Genomic DNA, 17,263 nt, shown 5'->3' with positions numbered 1-17,263 from the left:
GGACCTTGGAGTACTTAGTTTCCCTGGGTAGCGATGATTCATTCGCAAATGTGGAATGGTCATCCTGGTCCGTATCATCTCGGATCGCATCGATTAAAACACATATTAAACTTTTCCATATCCGACCATAAAGCCCTATTTTCGCAAGTTCAATGTCAGAACTTATCACCAGGATCGATTACCTAGCCGATCTCAATCAGCCTCAGCGCGAGGCAGTTACAGCTACCGACGGTCCATTGATGGTCATCGCAGGTCCAGGCAGCGGCAAAACCAGGGTGCTTACCTATCGTATATCCTATCTCATCGAACAGGGGGTGCCACCCTGGAACATCCTCGCCCTCACCTTTACCAATAAAGCTGCCAAAGAAATGCGCGAACGCATAGAAGCAGTAGTAGGCTCCCGGGCAAAGTATATTTGGGCTGGTACTTACCACTCGATATTTGCCAAAATACTTCGTATAGAGGCAGCTAAAATCGGTTATCCACCCAATTTCACCATCTATGACAGCGATGATAGCAAGAGCCTGATCGGGGATATCATTTCGGAGCTTTCACTTGACAAACAAGTCTACAATCCAGGCCAGATCCGCAATAGAATCTCTTCTGCCAAATCCAATCTGATCTCTCCAAAAGCTTACCCTCAGCACGAAGAGCTGGTGGCTGCGGATAAGATGAATAAGATACCCTATTTTCTCACTATATATGAACGATATGTGGCCCGGTGTCAAAAAGCCGGAGCTATGGATTTTGATGACCTGCTGTACCAGATGTATATCATGCTGTACCGCAATCCGGAGAATGTCAAAGAGAAATACCAGAGGCAATTTCAATATGTCCTGGTCGACGAGTTTCAGGATACCAACTACCTGCAATATGCCATCGTAAAACAATTGATCGAATATCCCGATAGCCCTCGTAATATTTGTATAGTCGGAGATGATGCTCAGAGTATCTATGCTTTCCGCGGAGCGACCATCAGAAATATATTTGATTTCGAGACGGATTATCCGCAGCACCAAAAATATAAACTCGAACAGAACTACCGGTCTACAGAACACATCGTAGCAGCAGCTAACCAAGTGATCCAAAACAATAAAAACCAGATCGAAAAAACACTCTGGACAGACGAAGCGGGGGGCAGTAAAATCAGGCTCATCAAAGCCATCTCTGATCTGGAAGAAGGTAAGCGTGTGGCCGATAGCGTCATCGAATGGAAGAATAGAGCAGGACTAGCCAATCATGAGTTTGCCATACTCTACAGGACCAACGCCCAGTCAAGGATCGTTGAGGAACAGCTCAGACGCAATAATATCCCTTACAAAGTATTCGGAGGACTGTCTTTTTATCAAAGGAAAGAGATCAAAGATTTTATTGGTTACCTGAGACTAGCCACCAATCCCAAAGATGAAGAAGCGCTCAAGCGAGTGATCAATTATCCCCGCCGGGGCATCGGTGACTCCACGATTCAGAAAGCATTGGACCATGCTAATGAGCATGAGATCACTCTTTGGGAGGCATTGCATCTCCCGGAGGTAACCGGCAGGGCTACCAATGCCATCCGTCAGTTTATAGTCATGATGACCGGCTGCATGAAGCACGCAGAACAAGTAGATGCATCTGCCGCCGCTCTCTACATCGGCAAACACAGTGGACTCCTGGATGCACTCAAAGGAGACCGGACCCAGGAAGGTATGGGTCGACTCGAGAATGTCAATGCACTCCTGGATGGTATCCTGGAATTCATCGAAAACGACGATGCCGATGAGAATGAAAAAACTACCCGAACACTGTCAGAATACCTGCAGACCATCTCCCTGCTCACCGATCAGGACGAAGAGATTAAAAACAATGATTATGTCACGCTGATGTCGGTACATGCGGCCAAAGGACTTGAGTTCCACACCGTATTTATAGTAGGGATGGAAGAAAATCTTTTTCCCAGCTATATGAGTATGGCAGATCCGGATCAGATAGAGGAGGAGCGGAGGCTGTTTTATGTCGCTATTACACGCGCCAAGCGTCAATTGGTGATCACCTATGCAGGGATGCGCTATCAGTTTGGCCAGGCCAGGTACAATGATCCCAGCCGGTTTCTGGAAGAGATCGATGCTAATCATATCGATACCTCTGTGACGCTGCGTAATGTTGGTCCCTTTGCGGATGGTCCTCGAATATTATCCACCATTCCCCGATTGGGTAAAAGCAAAGAATCAGAGATATCTATCGATCCTAAAACCTTCAAACCGGATCCGGCAGAGCAGATCGAAGTAGGCATGGAGATCCTGCATATGAAGTTTGGACCCGGCAAAGTATTGCACATCGATGGCGCGCGTGACAATCGGGTCGCGACGATAGAATTTTCTAAGTTGGATGATCCGCAGCGAAGGATCATGTTGAAATTTAGTAAACTGCAGATCATTAACCGTTAAAGAACACAAAGATTTTTAACCGCTAAGTAGGTTTAACCACTAAGATCACTAAGTTGCACTAAGGAAAAGGTGGATAAGAGACAATTAATTCTTAGTGCCTCCTAGTGCACTTAGTGGTAAAAAAAAAGAAGTGGTCTTCTATACAGGATATTTCCAACCACCCCGATAATTCCGCTTCAACAATTTATTGGCAGCTTTGTCGCCGAGGATTTTATTATTGGCATCGTCCCAGCGGATGCTTCTACCGACTTGAGCGGAGAGCATACCCAGAAGCGCCATATTGGTTGCTTGTCGGCCATGGGCGATATCTGCATGAGGAAGTTGACCAGATTTGATACACTTTAAAAAATCTGCCCAGACGAGTTTGATATTTTGTCCATCTGGTTGGTCGAGTTGAGGATCCTGGTGGATGATTTCTTTATTTTGATTATTAGGGTAGAAAGTCCAGCCTTGCTGCCAGCCCATATGAAAAGTACCTTCGGTACCATAAAAATAGGTGCCTACGCTTTCAGATTTTTTCTCCCGATGAGAATTAAAAAGGCTGTGGTCCCAGGAGGCTATGAAAGATTCAAACTCATACACCACCGTCTGGGTCGTTGGCGTATCCGACCAGGTATCTCTGCCGCCCATCGTCCAGGCGGAGTAGATGTTTTTGGGTGCTATTTCTTCGGTCCACCAAAGGATCTGATCAAACCAGTGTGGTCCCCAATCGCCAAGCTGTCCATTGCCCAAGGCGCGATAATGTCGCCACCCTCTGGGATGCATCGCAGTATTGTAAGTCATTAAGGGGGCAGGCCCACAGTACATATCCCAGTCCAGGCCTGCCGGCACAGGTGGCTGCTCTTCCCGTTTACCTGGTCCCATCGCGTACTGGACGAATGCTTTGACTTCTTTGATAGCTCCGACTTTGCCTGATTTTAAAAATTCCATCCCACTCACATTGTGTGGAGAGTACCTGCGATGAAAATCTACTATACAGGTACGCTTATTATTTCTGGCAGCTTTAAGGATGGCTGCCCCTTCGAGGACTGTGTGGCTGATGGGTTTTTCTAAAAATACATGAGCTCCTTGATTCATCGCTTCTATGGCGATCAGTGCATGCCAGTGATCAGGGGTGGCCACGATTGCTATTTGTGGCTTTTCTTTTTCCAGGCATTCTCTGAAATCTTTATATACTTTTGGACGGTCGTCGCAAAGTTTGTTGACTTCTTCCTGGCATTTTTTGATTTGGGCATCATCTACATCACAGAGTGCAGTGACTTTTACCTCCCCGGATCGGATGGCTTCGCGCAGGATATTGGTACCCCACCACCCGGTGCCGATCAGGACGAGATTGTATTTAGCTGCTTGCCGGGACACGATATAAGGATGTGCCATCAATCCAAGTGCTCCAAGCGAAGAGTTTTTAAGAAAGGTCTTTCTATTCATCATGTATAAAATATAACTTGCTTAAATTTATAGAAATATCATGATATCCGGACTATTTAAAATCATTTCTGCTTCGGTGATGTGTGCGCTTCTGATCGCTGTCCAGTTTGCTTGCAGAGAAACTCCTGGCTCAACTACCCAGGAGGACAAGTCCTGGTTAGATCAATTAATATTAGAGAATGATCTGCTGGTGCCCCAAACTATAAAAAGCCAGGTCCAAGACACCAATCATCCTTATTATGGTGCGTTGCCTGATGTATATGATATACCACATCCTTCCAGCCCATCAGGATTGATACAACAACTCACCTGCGCCTATGTGAGTCCATCGTCGAAATATTTTCATGATGGCACTTTATTAAAAAGTATGGAAGCCGGGATCGACTATATACTAAGGTGTCAGCATGAAGATGGTACGATCGATCTTTTGACGACCAATTTTCATTCCACACCTGACCTTGCATTTACAGTCGAACCCACCGCACTAGCCTACAAATTATTATCTAAAGACGATCATGAAGCAAGTCTGTCTTTGAGACAAAAGTTGAAAACATTTTTATGGAGAGGGGGAGAAGCGCTCAGTGTAGGAGGCATTCATACTCCCAACCATCGATGGGTGGTCAGCATGGCACTAGCCAGGATCAATGAATTGTTTCCCAATGAAAAATACCTGCATCGGATAGATCAATGGCTCGCCGAAGGAATAGACATTGATGATGATGGTCAGTATAATGAACGCAGTACCTCGGTCTACTCACCCCTGTCTGATCGGTGGCTGATCACGATGGCCAGGATATTGAATCGTCCTGAACTCTTTGCGCCAGTCCGTAAAAATCTGGATATGACGCAATATCTCATACATATCAATGGGGACCTGGTGACCGAACTGTCTAAAAGGCAAGACCAATATACCACTGCTCCATGCCAGGCTTATTTTTTGCCTTATCTGTTATTGGGGATCTATCAGAGAGATTCTCAATATATGAAAATGGCTCGATGGATCAACACCAAATTTGGGGTAAAAGCATTGAGCGGCAATCTGGCTTATATATTAGAAGATGTCAGTGCCTTAGCATCATTTGATGGTGAAGTACAACCAAATTATCCCTTGAGTCATTTTGAAAAATATTTTGAGAAATCAGCTTTGGTGCGATGGTCTGATGGTAAAAGTGATGCCACCTTCATCGCACATAATCCAATTTTGTTTTCGCTTCAATATCCTGATATTCATCTGAGAGCAGTGCGATGTGCAGCAGCATTTTTTGGAAAAGGACAGTTCATCGGTGATACGCTTTACTCTACGCAAGATGGGTATGAGCTGACTCAGTATATGGAAGGGCCCTACTTTCAACCTTTAGCCAAAGATTCTGTGACGGGTGATGGCGATTGGGAAAAAATGCCCAGGGAAAAGAGACAACAAAGTGAAGTGCAGCATCTGAACTACAAACTCCAGGTAAGCAAACGACAAGGTGCTTATCATTTAAATTTTTCTATTCAGGGTACCGATAAAGTCCCAGTAGCTATCGAGCTCAATTTTGATGAATCAAATCAATTTGCCACGCAACTCCATGAGGTTCCATATACAGAATTGGCTTATTTTTTGGAAAAGGATGACCTTATCATTAAGAACGGCTCCGGTAGAATGATTATCCAGGGTGGAAGACATGATCATAGCTGGACCAATCTTCGAGGTGCCTTACCCAGATTAAAAGGAAAGTCAGTCTATATCACTGGATTCACTCCTTTTGAACATGAATTGATGATTCAGTTACATTGATAATTTTCACAATTCTTTATAAGATCTCGCATATGAAATACTTCTTTTTTTTAGCAACAATTTTTTGGATGCCTGCGATATCCTTATCTCAGACCCAGGCACCTGCATATCTCGACATAAGCTTCGCCCCCAGGACTCTGGATGTCCCCGCTAATAAAAAGGGAATAAAAAAACAACAAACTTATGTCAGGAAGCAATTAGAAAAAAGTTTTGGCAACCTGCCGGACAGGCCCAAAAAAGTCCAGGTCGCGATCAAAGAAAGAATAACAGAAGCCGACTACATCATGGAATCTATCGAGTTTCACAATGGAGTAGATGCTATCATCCCCGGGATTATGCTGATCCCCAAAAAGGCTACCGGCAAATCTCCGGCCATCCTCTATCACCACTATCATGGAGGAGATTACGCCCATGGCAAAGATGAATTATTTTCTTCAAAACTGATTCATTTCAGTCCGGGCCCGGAGCTGGTCAAAGCAGGGTATATCGTCATGGCCATTGATGCCTACGCTTTTGGTGAAAGATCAGGCAAGGGCCCGAATGGAGCCAAAGAAAAGGGTTCTGGAGAAGAACTCAGTTGGGCCAAAATGAATACCTGGAAAGGGCGAAATCTCTGGGGCATGATGGTCCGGGATGATCTCATGGCCTTAGATTACCTGGCGACAAGGCCTGAGGTCGATGCCAATAGAATCGGTAGCATCGGTCTCAGCCTCGGATGTTTTAGGACATTTTATGTGGCTGCCCTGGATAATAGGGTCAAAGTAGCTGTGCCGGTATCCTGTATCACACGCAATGCAGATCTCATCAAAAATGAAGGACTGGGCAGGCATGGTATTTATTATTATGTATATGATCTCATCAGTCATTTTGACACCGAGAGTATTATGGCTTGTATCGCACCGCGGGCTTTGCTCAATCTTTCAGGAGCCGAGGATGTATTGGAACCGGTCGAAGGTCAGCGATACATCAACCAATATTTGGATAAAATCTATGCGACTGCTCAGGCACCCGGCCAATTTCGGTCGATCATCTACGATGGGGTAGGGCATGAGTATACCACAGATATGTGGCAGGAAACTATAAAATGGTTAAAAGAAAAATTGTAATAATGAATACTGATAATACTAATTACTCTAAGACCTATAAAACAGCCAGAATTATTCTTTACTCCATATTTGGGCTTGGCCTCATACCGGCCTTGATGATGGCCATGATTTCACCGATGTTTTTTGATGCGCCAGGCTCTGAGGCTCAAGCATTCACCTGGGTTTTGTTTTGGGGTGTGCTTTCTCTTCCGGTTTTAATTATTCTCTCTATTCCAGTGTCCCTGATATTGGCTCGAAGAAAAAAATATAAGACTTCCTTATGGGTCAGTCTGCTGCCTCTACTGAGTCTGATCTGGATTATAGCAGGTTTCGTGATCGTCCAATTATTTAATCTTTGAAATTTTAGGAGATATTTCTGCACCTAAAGAACCCGCTTCAATCATTTTTTTCAGGTGCCCGTTCGTTAAAGACTGAAGCATCAACTTTGATCATGCGGTCTACGAAATTTTCTCTTTCCTCAGAAGGCATTCCAGTAAGACAGATGACCTCTGTAGTTAAAGGCGAAGATGAATGGATGGGATCTTTGGAGATTGGTTTCATGAAGATGCAGCACAGGTCAAATTATATTTTGTTTTGCTTCCATTAAAGAGCTAGCTTCATGCAGCAGCTTCTAAATCTTTGTCCTTCTGCGTTTATAGTTGACGCCACTATTCTTGAGATAATCTATGATGAACCCAAACCGTCCCGGAGCTTTTCCAATGTACTCCGGAGCAAAAACACCTTTTTCACGAAATGTATTTTGAAGAACCATCTCGGCAGCTGCGCAGGCAGTTAGCCCGGTGGTACGTGCCATGGCACTCATATCTTCCACCGGATCATATTCGTCATACAAGTCATAGGTGTACCTGATTTTTTGCGATTTTTCTATCCCTTCCAGGATAACCTGCATGACGGTGAAATCAGCTTCGCCGGGAAGATACTTCCAATGTTTAAATAGTAGATGCGCAGTGAGATCGATTGGCGCCAGGGTCTGGCTCTTTACTTCGATGCTTTTTTTGTTCAATAATCCTATAGCTTTTAAATATTCCATTTGAACGGCATGGCCCGGGAAGCGCAATGTTTTTTCTATCATGTTTGGAATATGAGCCATGGTTTTGATCAAGGATCGTAACCCATCAGAATTAAAAGCTTCCAGCGTACCGACGACAGGCAGCCGCAAATGTTCAATATCAGTGAGTGCCGGTTTGGTCACCACTATACCATCTTTTTTAAATCGTGCAGGGCGGGTATATTCTTCCAGGACATCGATGGGTGAAAATGGGGCTTTGTAATTAAATGGTGGATTTTTGACTTTAGGCAAACCACCAACATAACATTTGAAGTCAGTCACTTTCATTGATTGATCATGATATCCGAGGAGTATATTGTCCATGCCAGGTGCTACTCCGCAATCATAGATCGCTGTGACTTGATTTTTTTTTGCGAGTGAATGCAGTTTTAATCCATCTTCCGGGAAAAAGGATATATCCACCATGTTTTTTTTTGAGAGAATGACTTGCTCCAATACTTTATAACCCAAATGACCAGGGACAGCGCCCATCACAAGATCTACGTGCTCAATCCTTTTTTTTAATTCAAGGAGATCTTTAAAATCAATCACCTGGGTGGTTATGTTCTGCCCTTTACATTTTTTTAATTGTAATGGATTGCCATCAAATAATACGACCTTATGATGTTTACTCATCACCCTTGCAATTGCACTACCTACCATGCCAGCGCCTAAAACTGCTATCTTCGCCATTGATTATTTATTTTTATTTTATTGATGACACCCGCACAAACTAGCCAATGGATCAAGCAAAAAGCGCAGGAGCTTGGCTTCGTCCACGCAGGCATCTCTAAGGTAAGAAAATTAGACGAAGAATCAGACAGGCTGCAGGATTGGCTCTCCAAAGGTTTTCATGGGGATATGGAGTATATGGCCCGGAACCAATCGTTGAGGCTTGATCCTTCTCAGCTGGTACCCGGGGCACAGTCTGTAATATCTCTGGCCTATAATTATTATCAACCAATGCCTCATAAGGAAGGACTGCCAAAAATCTCGATGTATGCCAGGGGCAGGGACTATCACAAAATATTAAAGAAAAAATTGAAGATTTTTTGGAAGATCATTCAATCAGAGCTAGATCACGAAGTTACCGGAAGATACTTTGTAGATTCAGCCCCGGTGATGGAGCGCCAATGGGCTGTGTTAGGAGGCCTGGGCTGGCAGGGAAAAAATACGCTCTTGATCAATCCCCGCTCAGGGTCTTATTTTTTTCTCGCTGAGATTATTTCGTCCCTGGACTTAGCAGAAGATCAAGCCATAGCAGATCATTGTGGTACTTGTACCCGATGTATCGATGCATGTCCCACCAAGGCTATCGTGCCGGGGGGGTATGTCCTGAAAGCCGACCAATGCATTTCTTACCTTACTATAGAAACTAAAAAAGATATACCTGAAAGTCTTCGGGAGCAAATGGGTGATTGGGTCTTTGGCTGTGATATTTGTCAGCAAGTCTGTCCCTGGAATCGTTTCAGCACCCCACATGGTGACATAGATTTATTACCCCTGACCAATTTTGAATCGTGGTCAGCCCAGGATTGGAATCAATTGGATCAGCACCAATTTGATACTCATTTTGGCCATACACCTGTCAAAAGAGCGGGTTTGGACAAATTGCAACGATCCATAAAGTCTCAGCAAGAGAATAAAAATGTAAAAGGGGGTAGTTAAATTCAAATGAATTAGTTGTCTTCAAGGTTGACCTTATTTCGATTAAGCAGCTTAATTCATATCTTGGCGTCCCGATGATCATAGTATGTTACGGTACGCGACCTGAGATCATCAAGCTTTCTCCGGTTATCAACGAGCTTAAGAAGCGCAACCTTAAGTTCAAGACCGTGTTTACAGGCCAGCATAAGGATATGTATCTGCAATTCAAAAACTCTGTGCCTACGCCGGATTATTGGCTCGATGTGATGCGTAGTAAATCCTCTCTCGGCGATACCATAGGCTCTATTATGCTTAAACTGGATCAGATACTCGGCAAAGGAGGGGTGAAGCTCCTCATAGTCCAGGGCGATACCTCCAGCACTTTTGCCTGTGCGCTCAGTGCATTTAATAATAAAGTGCCTATTGGCCACGTAGAAGCAGGACTCAGGACCTACAACCTGGCCAGCCCCTTTCCGGAAGAAGGATACCGTCAGATGATCTCCAGGATAGCTTCATTGCATTGGGCTCCAACTCAAAAAGCACTGGATATCCTACTGGAGGAAGGCATCAAAAATGTAAGACTGACCGGTAACACGATTATAGATGCTTGTACCACAACTAAATATGAAATAACCTATACCAATAAAGTTTTGGTGACTTTGCACAGAAGAGAGAATTTTGGGGAGAGAATGAAAAAATTATTTACTGAAATTGAAGAACTTGCAAATAGACATCCTGAGCTGGAGATCATATTTCCAATGCATCCCAATCCTAATGTAAAATCCTACAAGCATATTTTCAAAAAAGTAAATGTGATAGAACCGCTCGAATACCATGAGGTGCTCAAACTGATTAGCGAAGCCAAGTTTGTCATCAGTGACTCCGGCGGTTTGCAGGAAGAATGTGCTGCTTTTAAGAAAAAAATATTGATTTGCAGAGAGAACACGGAGAGGCCCGAAGGGCTCGAAGTTGGAATTGGAAAACTCGTCAATACAGATGTACTCAAACATTATCACTGGGCATATGATCACCCTGAATGGGATGGATTTAATCCTTTTGGTGATGGCAAGGCCAGAATAGCGATCGTGGATCATGTCATGGAATTTTTAGAGCTCTAGATGAATCCGTCCATAAAAGTCATCATCCCTGCTTTTAATGAAGCAGATAATATTGCTTCGCTGTTTGAAAAATTTATTGATTTAAAACAAAAATTAAACTTGCATCTCATCGTGGTAGATGATGGGAGTCAAGATGATACTATTAAAGTCAGCGAAACATTTGCGTCCCAAATACCGATCACACTGGTAAAACATCAGCAAAATCAGGGACTGGGAGTAACCCTAAAAGATGGACTTATAAAAGCAAATCTAATCTGTGATCCCGGTGACCTGGTCGCCATAATGGATGGTGATGATACGCATGATCCTGCGCAATTATTGAGCATGCAAGCCCTGATCCGGACAGAGGGACTGGATTTAATCATCGCATCACGGTTTAGGCCGGGTGCGGAGATATATGGCCTCAGACAGTGGCGGAAAATATTAAGTTACGGAGCTGCGCTGATTTTTATAATTTTGCGCCCGATATCAGGTGTACGTGATTATACTTGCGGATACAGGTTGATGAAAGCATCTAGCCTTAGACTTTTGATCGATCGATTTGGCGATACTTTGATTACTGAGTCAGGGTTTGCAGCCACAGCTCAAATATTATTACGGTGCAGAGCGTTAAAAATTAGTTGCGGAGAGATTCCTCTTATACTGCATTATGATCGCAAAAAAGGGGTGAGTAAAATGAATATCACCAGGACTATCCGACGCACCTTATCCTTATGTTACACTGATATATTTCAATCATAACAAATCAAACAATAATGAATAATATAGTTAAAGCATTTTTATTGGTGGCTGTAACCACTTTTTTATTTTTTTCGTGTAAAGAAAATGAAAGCTCTAAAGCCTCCATCCTGGTGAATGGAGAGGTCAAAGACTTTCCTGATGGCATGATGACCCTTTATAGAGTATTTGATGAAGACTCCAGTATCATAGATACGACTTCAATCAAAGGAGGCAAGTTTAGTTTTAAAATCAATGACGATGAATCGAGACTGGCCAGCCTGGTGTTTCCAGATGGCATGTCTGCCATCCAGTTTTTTACTGAGCCAGGCATTATAACTGTCACCGGCACTAAAGATGATATTCAAAACTTAAGCGTCACCGGTACAGAGACCAATGGACTCAATGCCGAACTCAAAAAATCAAATAGTAATGTGGAGGAAAAATATGCTGCCTTGATGCAAGTCGGATCTGCTGCAAATGAAGCAGGAGATGTCCAGGCTGTAGACAGTATCACTTCTTTGCTGATGAATCTTGAAAAAGAGACTAATCAACAAAATATCGAGTTTGCCAAAAAACATCCTACTTCTGTCCTGAGTGCTTACCTGGGCTTGATGGCTGCCAGCAGTGGCGCAGACCTCGACCTCAATGGCTTGTATAATATGATGACACCGGCAGTACAACAAACTTTTTTTGGTACAAGATTAAAGACACTGGTCGATGCTTCTTTAAAAACTGCTATCGGTGCCAGTGCACCAGAGTTTGAAGGAATGACTCCGGAGGGCAAGCTGTTGAAGCTTTCTTCTTTAAAAGGAAAGATATTGTTGGTTGATTTTTGGGCTAGCTGGTGCGGTCCATGCAGACAAGAAAATCCCAACGTGGTCAAAGCTTATGCAGAATATAATCCTAAGGGTTTCGATATACTTGGTGTGTCTTTAGATCAAGAGAAAGATAAATGGCTGGAGGCAATCTCACAAGATGGGCTCAATTGGCCACATGTATCCGATCTGATGGGCTGGAAAAGTAAGATCGCCGGCATGTATGGGGTGCAAGGCATTCCTCAAAATTTCTTACTGGACAAAGAAGGTAAAGTGGTTGCCAAAGGATTAAGAGGGCAGGCTTTGATAGCTAAGTTGGATGAGCTGTTGAATTAAGCTTATAATAGGAATCGGTAAGCCATATTCTTTTCTGATCCTTGTTTTCCCGGACTTTAATAAATAAGCTAATTATTGGTTTAGGATTACAATCCCCCAACATTATCAAGTATCCATACCCCTCTGCCATAGGTTGCGATCACCAGTTGTTTGGTTACCGGGTGAACAAATAGATCCTGCACTGACACAGAGGAAGGCAGGTTGGCATTGAGTGCCAGCCAGTTTTTGCCTCCGTCTTTGCTGATATAAATCCCCATGTCTGTTCCAATATAAAGCACCTCTTTATTGAATGGATCCTCCTTGATGACATTGACGGAAGAGTTGGGCAGATTAGCATTGAGCGGAGTCCAGTTGCGACCATAATCTGAGGATTTGTACACAAAGGTTGTGATATTGTCTTCTCTTCGATCGCTGACAGTCACGTAGACTGTAGCTGCCTCAAATTTGGAGGGTTCTATTGAGCTGATGGCTGCATCCGCTAATATACCTTTACTAATGTCTGTCCACTTGCCTTTGCCTTCTGTTGTGGTAAAATGGACCTTGCCATCATCCGTGCCGGCATAGATCAATCCCTTAACCAAAGGTGATTCGGTAATCGCTGTAATTGCCTGATAATTGATGCGATAGGGTAAGGCTCCTATTTTGTTTTTGTCATTTTGAGAAAGGTCGTCGCTGATTTTTTGCCAGGTTTTACCCTGATCGGTAGTCTTGAGTACATATTGTAAGCCGTGATATAAAGCACCATCATGGGGTGACATAGAAGTCGCTGCCAGCCATTCGCCTCTGGGCTCTTCGCCTATGACGGCTGCAGGTGGATCGATCGACACTCTGTCTTTTTTCTTGCCCAGTCTTTTAAGGTTTCCTTTCATGATATGGCCATAATAGCTGGAAGCGTACATCGTATTGGGTGATTTGGGATCTACTACGATGCGGGTTCCTTCTCCCCCTGGTATCCAGTCAAAGGCCCCGGATGTTTTGTCAGTAGGATTGTATAGGGCAGTGCTGAGCATCCGCACACTGCCTTCGTCTTGTATAGAACCATAGATATAATAAGGATTGCGACTGTCATAAGTGACATTGTAAAACTGAGTAGTAGGGATCTCGTGGTAAAAATCTCTCCAGGTCACACCACCATCGAGGCTTACATTGACCCCTCCGTCATTGCCATTGATGATATAATTGGCATCTGTAGGATCGATCCACATGGCGTGGTGATCATCGTGTACACGCTCCCAGGCTCCTATGGGGCCTTTGGTCATGGATTTCCAGGTTTTGCCACCATCCAGGCTTTGAGTAAGATCCAGTCCCATCAGATAGATTTTGTTTTCATCGGTAGGGCTCACCCTGAGCTGGGAGAATACCCAACCGTAGGTGCCTGAGAAAAACTCCATAAAATCATCATGCATGCTCATCAGCTTCCAGGACTCGCCCTTATCACTGCTTTTATACACTTCTGCGCCATTGATGACGACGATCTTAGGTCTATTGTATGAATCCTGCTCTCCTGGCTTAGGTTCTCTTTTTTTCCATGATTATCTACGAAGGCGTATAATACATTAGGATTGGCTGCGGTATTGGCCAGGCCAATCCGTCCAGTGAGTTTGGTGTCGGGTAGGCCATTGTTCATTTTTTTCCAGCTGGATCCACCATCAATTGTTTTATAAAGATCATCCCCATCCTCTGGTACTGGGTCGCTCCATCTTTTGCGAATGCGAGTCCACAGGCTGGCATAGACGATATTGGGATCTGCAGCATCCATGATCAGATCATTGGCTCCCGTCTTGTCATCTAGGTACAATATTTTTTTCCAATTGTGCCACCGTCCGTTGATTTATACACACCACGATCTTCGTTGCGACTCCATTCGTTGCCCCCAGCTGCCAGGTACACGATATTGGGATCCGTAGGATGTACGACGATGCGCGAGATAGTGCCTGTATTCTCCAGCCCCATTTGTCTCCAGCTATTGCCTCCATCAGTAGATTTAAACACACCTATGCCTGCCAGAGATGCTCTGAAGATATTGGCCTCTCCTGTGCCTACGTAAATGGTTTTGGGATCAGATGGTGCGATTCCAATAGCGCCTATTGATTGGGTTGCCTGGCGATCCCACAGTGGCTCCCAGGACTTGCCGGCATCCATCGTCCTCCATAATCCACCGGAAGCAAATCCGGCATAGATGATGTTTTTATCACCCGGTACACCTTTGACATCTGTGCATCGACCGCTCATTTTGCCAGGATTTAATAACCTCCATTGGAGATCCTTGTATGGACTGGTGGTTAATAACCGCTCGTGTTGGATGAAGGCGATTCTTTTTTCACGGCCGGTGCTGGGGCGTTGGTTGGATTCCTGGGCGAAAAGCGTGGCAGATAGGATGGATATAAAAAGGAAAAGAAGGATTGTTTTTTTCATTGGTGACTATGGTTTGGATGTGCAAAAGTATGAAACTTGGGCGGGTAAATTAGGGATAAGTCGAAGTTAGTTACGGCAGTTCGTTGGTTATGCGGAGATCCACTAATCCTCGTTCATTTGACATCAAATATTTTAGAGTTACTTGATTGTTATATGCCTTTTAGTCAACCAAACAAATGGTCTCTTGAAGCTTTGTATCCCATATAAGCAACCCCTCCGTGCTCTGATCTAGCTGAGCCAACATAATGCCCTGATCATCCCAAACGGCAGAATTTCCGGTGGTCATAACCTGATCACAGACACCCACACAATTTGACATCAGCACCGTCATCTTATATTTTTGTGCTATTTCTGACAGGCGGGCATTTGCCCGCAAGATTCCCTGGGCCGTTTTAGCTACGCTGGATAGATAGATATTGGCGCCATGTCGATGGGCATCCTCAGCATGCTGAGGTACAGAAAGTTCGTAACAGATGGACAATGCTATGGTGGGATGATGGTTTAATAAGGCTGATTCATTGTGTCCGGGGATAAAGAAAGGTTCTTCGTCCTGGTGAATGTATTTTTTAGTATATACCTGCCTGGGGGCGTTTGGATGAAAAAGTATCAAGCTGATGGTGATACCCTGATCTTGCCGTATAGGAGCCCCGACACCAATGATGATCTTTGATTGGTCGCTGAGGTGCTGGAATACCTCTAGCCGGGCATCATCAGGATGTAGGGCCAGATCATGGGCCAGGTTCGGTTCGTATCCGGTGATGGATAGTTCTGGAAAAATAATGATATCAGTACTATGTTGAATAGCCCGGTCGATCCACTTTTTATGGATCCCGATATTTTGAGCTATAGAACCGGAGACTGGTCTGATTTGAGCTACACAAAGCCTCATAGGTATAAAATCGGGATTAAGTTGGGTCTTGTAAAATTAAGTATCATCAGATGGGCAATCTTAAGCGGGAATACCAAATTTCTCCTGGTAGAGTTTAAAACTGTCCTTGATGATTTGGATCGCCATCTCCCGATCCAGAAAATCTTCGACGACGACGGATTTATTCTCCAGTTTTTTATAATCTTCAAAAAAATGGCGCATCTCCGAGATAAAGTGTGGAGGTAACTCGGAGATATCGTTGATATGATTGACACTGGGGTCACCTGCAGCTACAGCAATGATTTTGTCATCCGCCTCGCCATTGTCGAGCATGCGCATGACTCCGATGGGTTTGGCCGGTACGATGCACAGTGGTTCTATATCTATCTGGGACAAAATGAGGATATCCAATGGATCCTTGTCATCACAATAGCTTTGGGGTATAAAACCATAGTTGGCCGGATAATACACCGATGAGAATAATACCCGATCCAGCTTGAGCAAGCCGCTGTCTTTGTCGAGCTCATATTTAGCTCGTGTGCCTTTGGGGATCTCGATAATGCCATTGATTTCCAGGTATAATTTATTACCGGGGGAGACATGGTGCCAGGGGTTGAATAGTGCTTTCATAGAGATGAGGTAACGTAGTTAATCTAGTATGAAGTATTAAAGTTAAGACTTCACCAACATAGATAAGCAATGAATTTAAGATGCTCGTTTTTTTCTGCTCATAGATGATTTTCAATAGTTATATGCTCACCTGTTATTTGTTTATCTTTGTTTGGGTGTTAACTAAAAACGATTATATAAAATATTGGACAGAATCTTCGTCAGAAGACTGGGATAGAGTGTCTTGGTTGGTTGAAAAGAGTGACTATGTATTTGCCCTGTTCTGTTTACACCTGAGCTTAGAGAAGTTGGCAAAAGCTTTGTGGGTAAAAGAAAATCAGGCAAACTTTCCACCAAGAATTCATGAATTGAAATATATATTGACCGATACTTCATTGGTATTGGATGCAGACCAGGCGAGGTTTATAGATGATATTCAAAAGTACCAATTTGAAGGAAGGTATCCTGACTATAAGCAATACATAAAAAAATATACCAACAAAGCCTATTTATTGGAGATGTTGGAAAAAGCAAAATCGCTGAGAGCATGCTTGCAAGACAAACTATCATAAAAGCTGTAAATGAAATGGTGACCAGTGCTGCCAGGCATGGACTTCCTATGGAAAAAATATTGTTATTTGGGTCCTACGCCAAAGGCACACCTCATGAATATAGTGATTTAGATCTTGCTGTGTTTTCTTCAGCTTTTGTTGAAAACCCACATGCCAATATAGATATGATTCAATGCGCAGAAAGATTGCCTCAGATGTCTTTGCGACTGTATCCTTTAGTGGATTTTGAAGAGGATCCGTTTGTACAAGAAATCAAAAAACATGCTGTGGTACTTCGGGATACCACTAAGTTTCAGGAAGCTAATTCAACATAACAAAAACACCTTTTTGCAGGATGCAGGCCATCAAGTTCTATTTCATGATGCCCTCAGATCA

The 17,263-nt window shown here is 43.7% G+C and carries 15 protein-coding genes and 1 pseudogene; 10 read left to right on the top strand and 6 right to left on the bottom strand.

The window, feature by feature from the left end; translation table 11 throughout:
• Positions 1-173: 173 nt before the first annotated feature.
• The gene (locus IPJ09_07860) at positions 174-2,429 is read left to right on the top strand and encodes a UvrD-helicase domain-containing protein (protein MBK7371341.1); all 2,256 of its coding nucleotides are present in this window, start codon (positions 174-176) and stop codon (positions 2,427-2,429) included.
• A gap of 138 nt (positions 2,430-2,567) precedes the next feature.
• Here IPJ09_07860 and IPJ09_07855 read toward each other — a convergent pair whose 3' ends face one another.
• On the bottom strand, positions 2,568-3,857 hold the full coding sequence (locus tag IPJ09_07855; protein ID MBK7371340.1) for a Gfo/Idh/MocA family oxidoreductase: 1,290 nt from the start codon (positions 3,855-3,857) through the stop codon (positions 2,568-2,570).
• A 40-nt stretch (positions 3,858-3,897) separates the two neighbouring features.
• On the opposite strand from IPJ09_07855, the gene IPJ09_07850 reads away from it, so the two are divergent.
• From IPJ09_07850 to IPJ09_07840, 3 genes are all read left to right on the top strand, one after another.
• Positions 3,898-5,634 carry a hypothetical protein gene (locus tag IPJ09_07850; protein ID MBK7371339.1) on the top strand — a complete coding sequence of 579 codons (1,737 nt, stop codon included), beginning with the start codon at positions 3,898-3,900 and terminating at the stop codon, positions 5,632-5,634.
• 68 nt (positions 5,635-5,702) lie between these two features.
• Positions 5,703-6,740, top strand: a complete 1,038-nt coding sequence (locus IPJ09_07845; GenBank protein MBK7371338.1) for an acetylxylan esterase — start codon at positions 5,703-5,705, stop codon at positions 6,738-6,740.
• Between the two features lie 2 nt (positions 6,741-6,742).
• A complete protein-coding gene (locus IPJ09_07840; protein MBK7371337.1) occupies positions 6,743-7,078 on the top strand; it encodes a hypothetical protein in 336 nt (111 codons plus the stop codon).
• A gap of 37 nt (positions 7,079-7,115) precedes the next feature.
• On the opposite strand, the gene IPJ09_07835 is transcribed toward IPJ09_07840, so the two are convergent.
• Both IPJ09_07835 and IPJ09_07830 read right to left on the bottom strand, forming a co-directional pair.
• Positions 7,116-7,280, bottom strand: a complete 165-nt coding sequence (locus IPJ09_07835; protein MBK7371336.1) for a hypothetical protein — start codon at positions 7,278-7,280, stop codon at positions 7,116-7,118.
• Positions 7,281-7,350: 70 nt separating this feature from the next.
• Positions 7,351-8,481 (bottom strand): saccharopine dehydrogenase NADP-binding domain-containing protein, encoded by a 1,131-nt coding sequence (locus IPJ09_07830; GenBank protein MBK7371335.1) that lies wholly within the window; start codon positions 8,479-8,481, stop codon positions 7,351-7,353.
• A 24-nt stretch (positions 8,482-8,505) separates the two neighbouring features.
• On the opposite strand from IPJ09_07830, the gene queG reads away from it, so the two are divergent.
• The 4 genes from queG (at position 8,506) to IPJ09_07810 (ending at position 12,424) form a co-directional block, all read left to right on the top strand.
• Positions 8,506-9,456: a tRNA epoxyqueuosine(34) reductase QueG gene (gene queG, locus IPJ09_07825; GenBank protein MBK7371334.1), complete on the top strand. Its 951-nt coding sequence runs from the start codon at positions 8,506-8,508 to the stop codon at positions 9,454-9,456.
• 74 nt (positions 9,457-9,530) lie between these two features.
• Complete coding sequence (gene wecB, locus IPJ09_07820) at positions 9,531-10,553, top strand: UDP-N-acetylglucosamine 2-epimerase (non-hydrolyzing) (protein MBK7371333.1); 1,023 nt, start codon at positions 9,531-9,533, stop codon at positions 10,551-10,553.
• Complete coding sequence (locus IPJ09_07815; GenBank protein MBK7371332.1) at positions 10,554-11,294, top strand: glycosyltransferase; 741 nt, start codon at positions 10,554-10,556, stop codon at positions 11,292-11,294.
• 14 nt (positions 11,295-11,308) lie between these two features.
• The gene (locus IPJ09_07810; GenBank protein MBK7371331.1) at positions 11,309-12,424 is read left to right on the top strand and encodes a redoxin domain-containing protein; all 1,116 of its coding nucleotides are present in this window, start codon (positions 11,309-11,311) and stop codon (positions 12,422-12,424) included.
• An 86-nt stretch (positions 12,425-12,510) separates the two neighbouring features.
• On the opposite strand, the pseudogene IPJ09_07805 reads toward IPJ09_07810, so the two are convergent.
• The 3 genes and pseudogenes from IPJ09_07805 to IPJ09_07795 all read right to left on the bottom strand — a co-directional run bounded on the left by IPJ09_07805 (position 12,511) and on the right by IPJ09_07795 (position 16,337).
• A pseudogene (locus IPJ09_07805) lies at positions 12,511-14,839 on the bottom strand (hypothetical protein).
• Between the two features lie 160 nt (positions 14,840-14,999).
• Positions 15,000-15,728 (bottom strand): carbon-nitrogen hydrolase family protein, encoded by a 729-nt coding sequence (locus IPJ09_07800; protein MBK7371330.1) that lies wholly within the window; start codon positions 15,726-15,728, stop codon positions 15,000-15,002.
• Positions 15,729-15,788: 60 nt separating this feature from the next.
• Positions 15,789-16,337, bottom strand: coding sequence for an inorganic diphosphatase (locus tag IPJ09_07795; GenBank protein MBK7371329.1), 549 nt, complete (start codon positions 16,335-16,337; stop codon positions 15,789-15,791).
• A 104-nt stretch (positions 16,338-16,441) separates the two neighbouring features.
• Here IPJ09_07795 and IPJ09_07790 point away from each other — a divergent pair, with 104 nt between their 5' ends.
• Both IPJ09_07790 and IPJ09_07785 read left to right on the top strand, forming a co-directional pair.
• Positions 16,442-16,888, top strand: coding sequence for a HEPN domain-containing protein (locus tag IPJ09_07790; GenBank protein MBK7371328.1), 447 nt, complete (start codon positions 16,442-16,444; stop codon positions 16,886-16,888).
• A complete protein-coding gene (locus IPJ09_07785) occupies positions 16,864-17,202 on the top strand; it encodes a nucleotidyltransferase domain-containing protein (GenBank protein ID MBK7371327.1) in 339 nt (112 codons plus the stop codon). Before IPJ09_07790 ends, IPJ09_07785 begins: the two co-directional genes overlap by 25 nt.
• Positions 17,203-17,263 lie beyond the last annotated feature (61 nt).

It is taken from the genome of Saprospiraceae bacterium (assembly GCA_016709995.1).
Classification (GTDB): domain Bacteria; phylum Bacteroidota; class Bacteroidia; order Chitinophagales; family Saprospiraceae; genus JADJLQ01.
The sequence above is the reverse complement of the archived record's forward strand: the minus strand, read 5'-3'. Positions and strand labels throughout refer to the sequence as shown.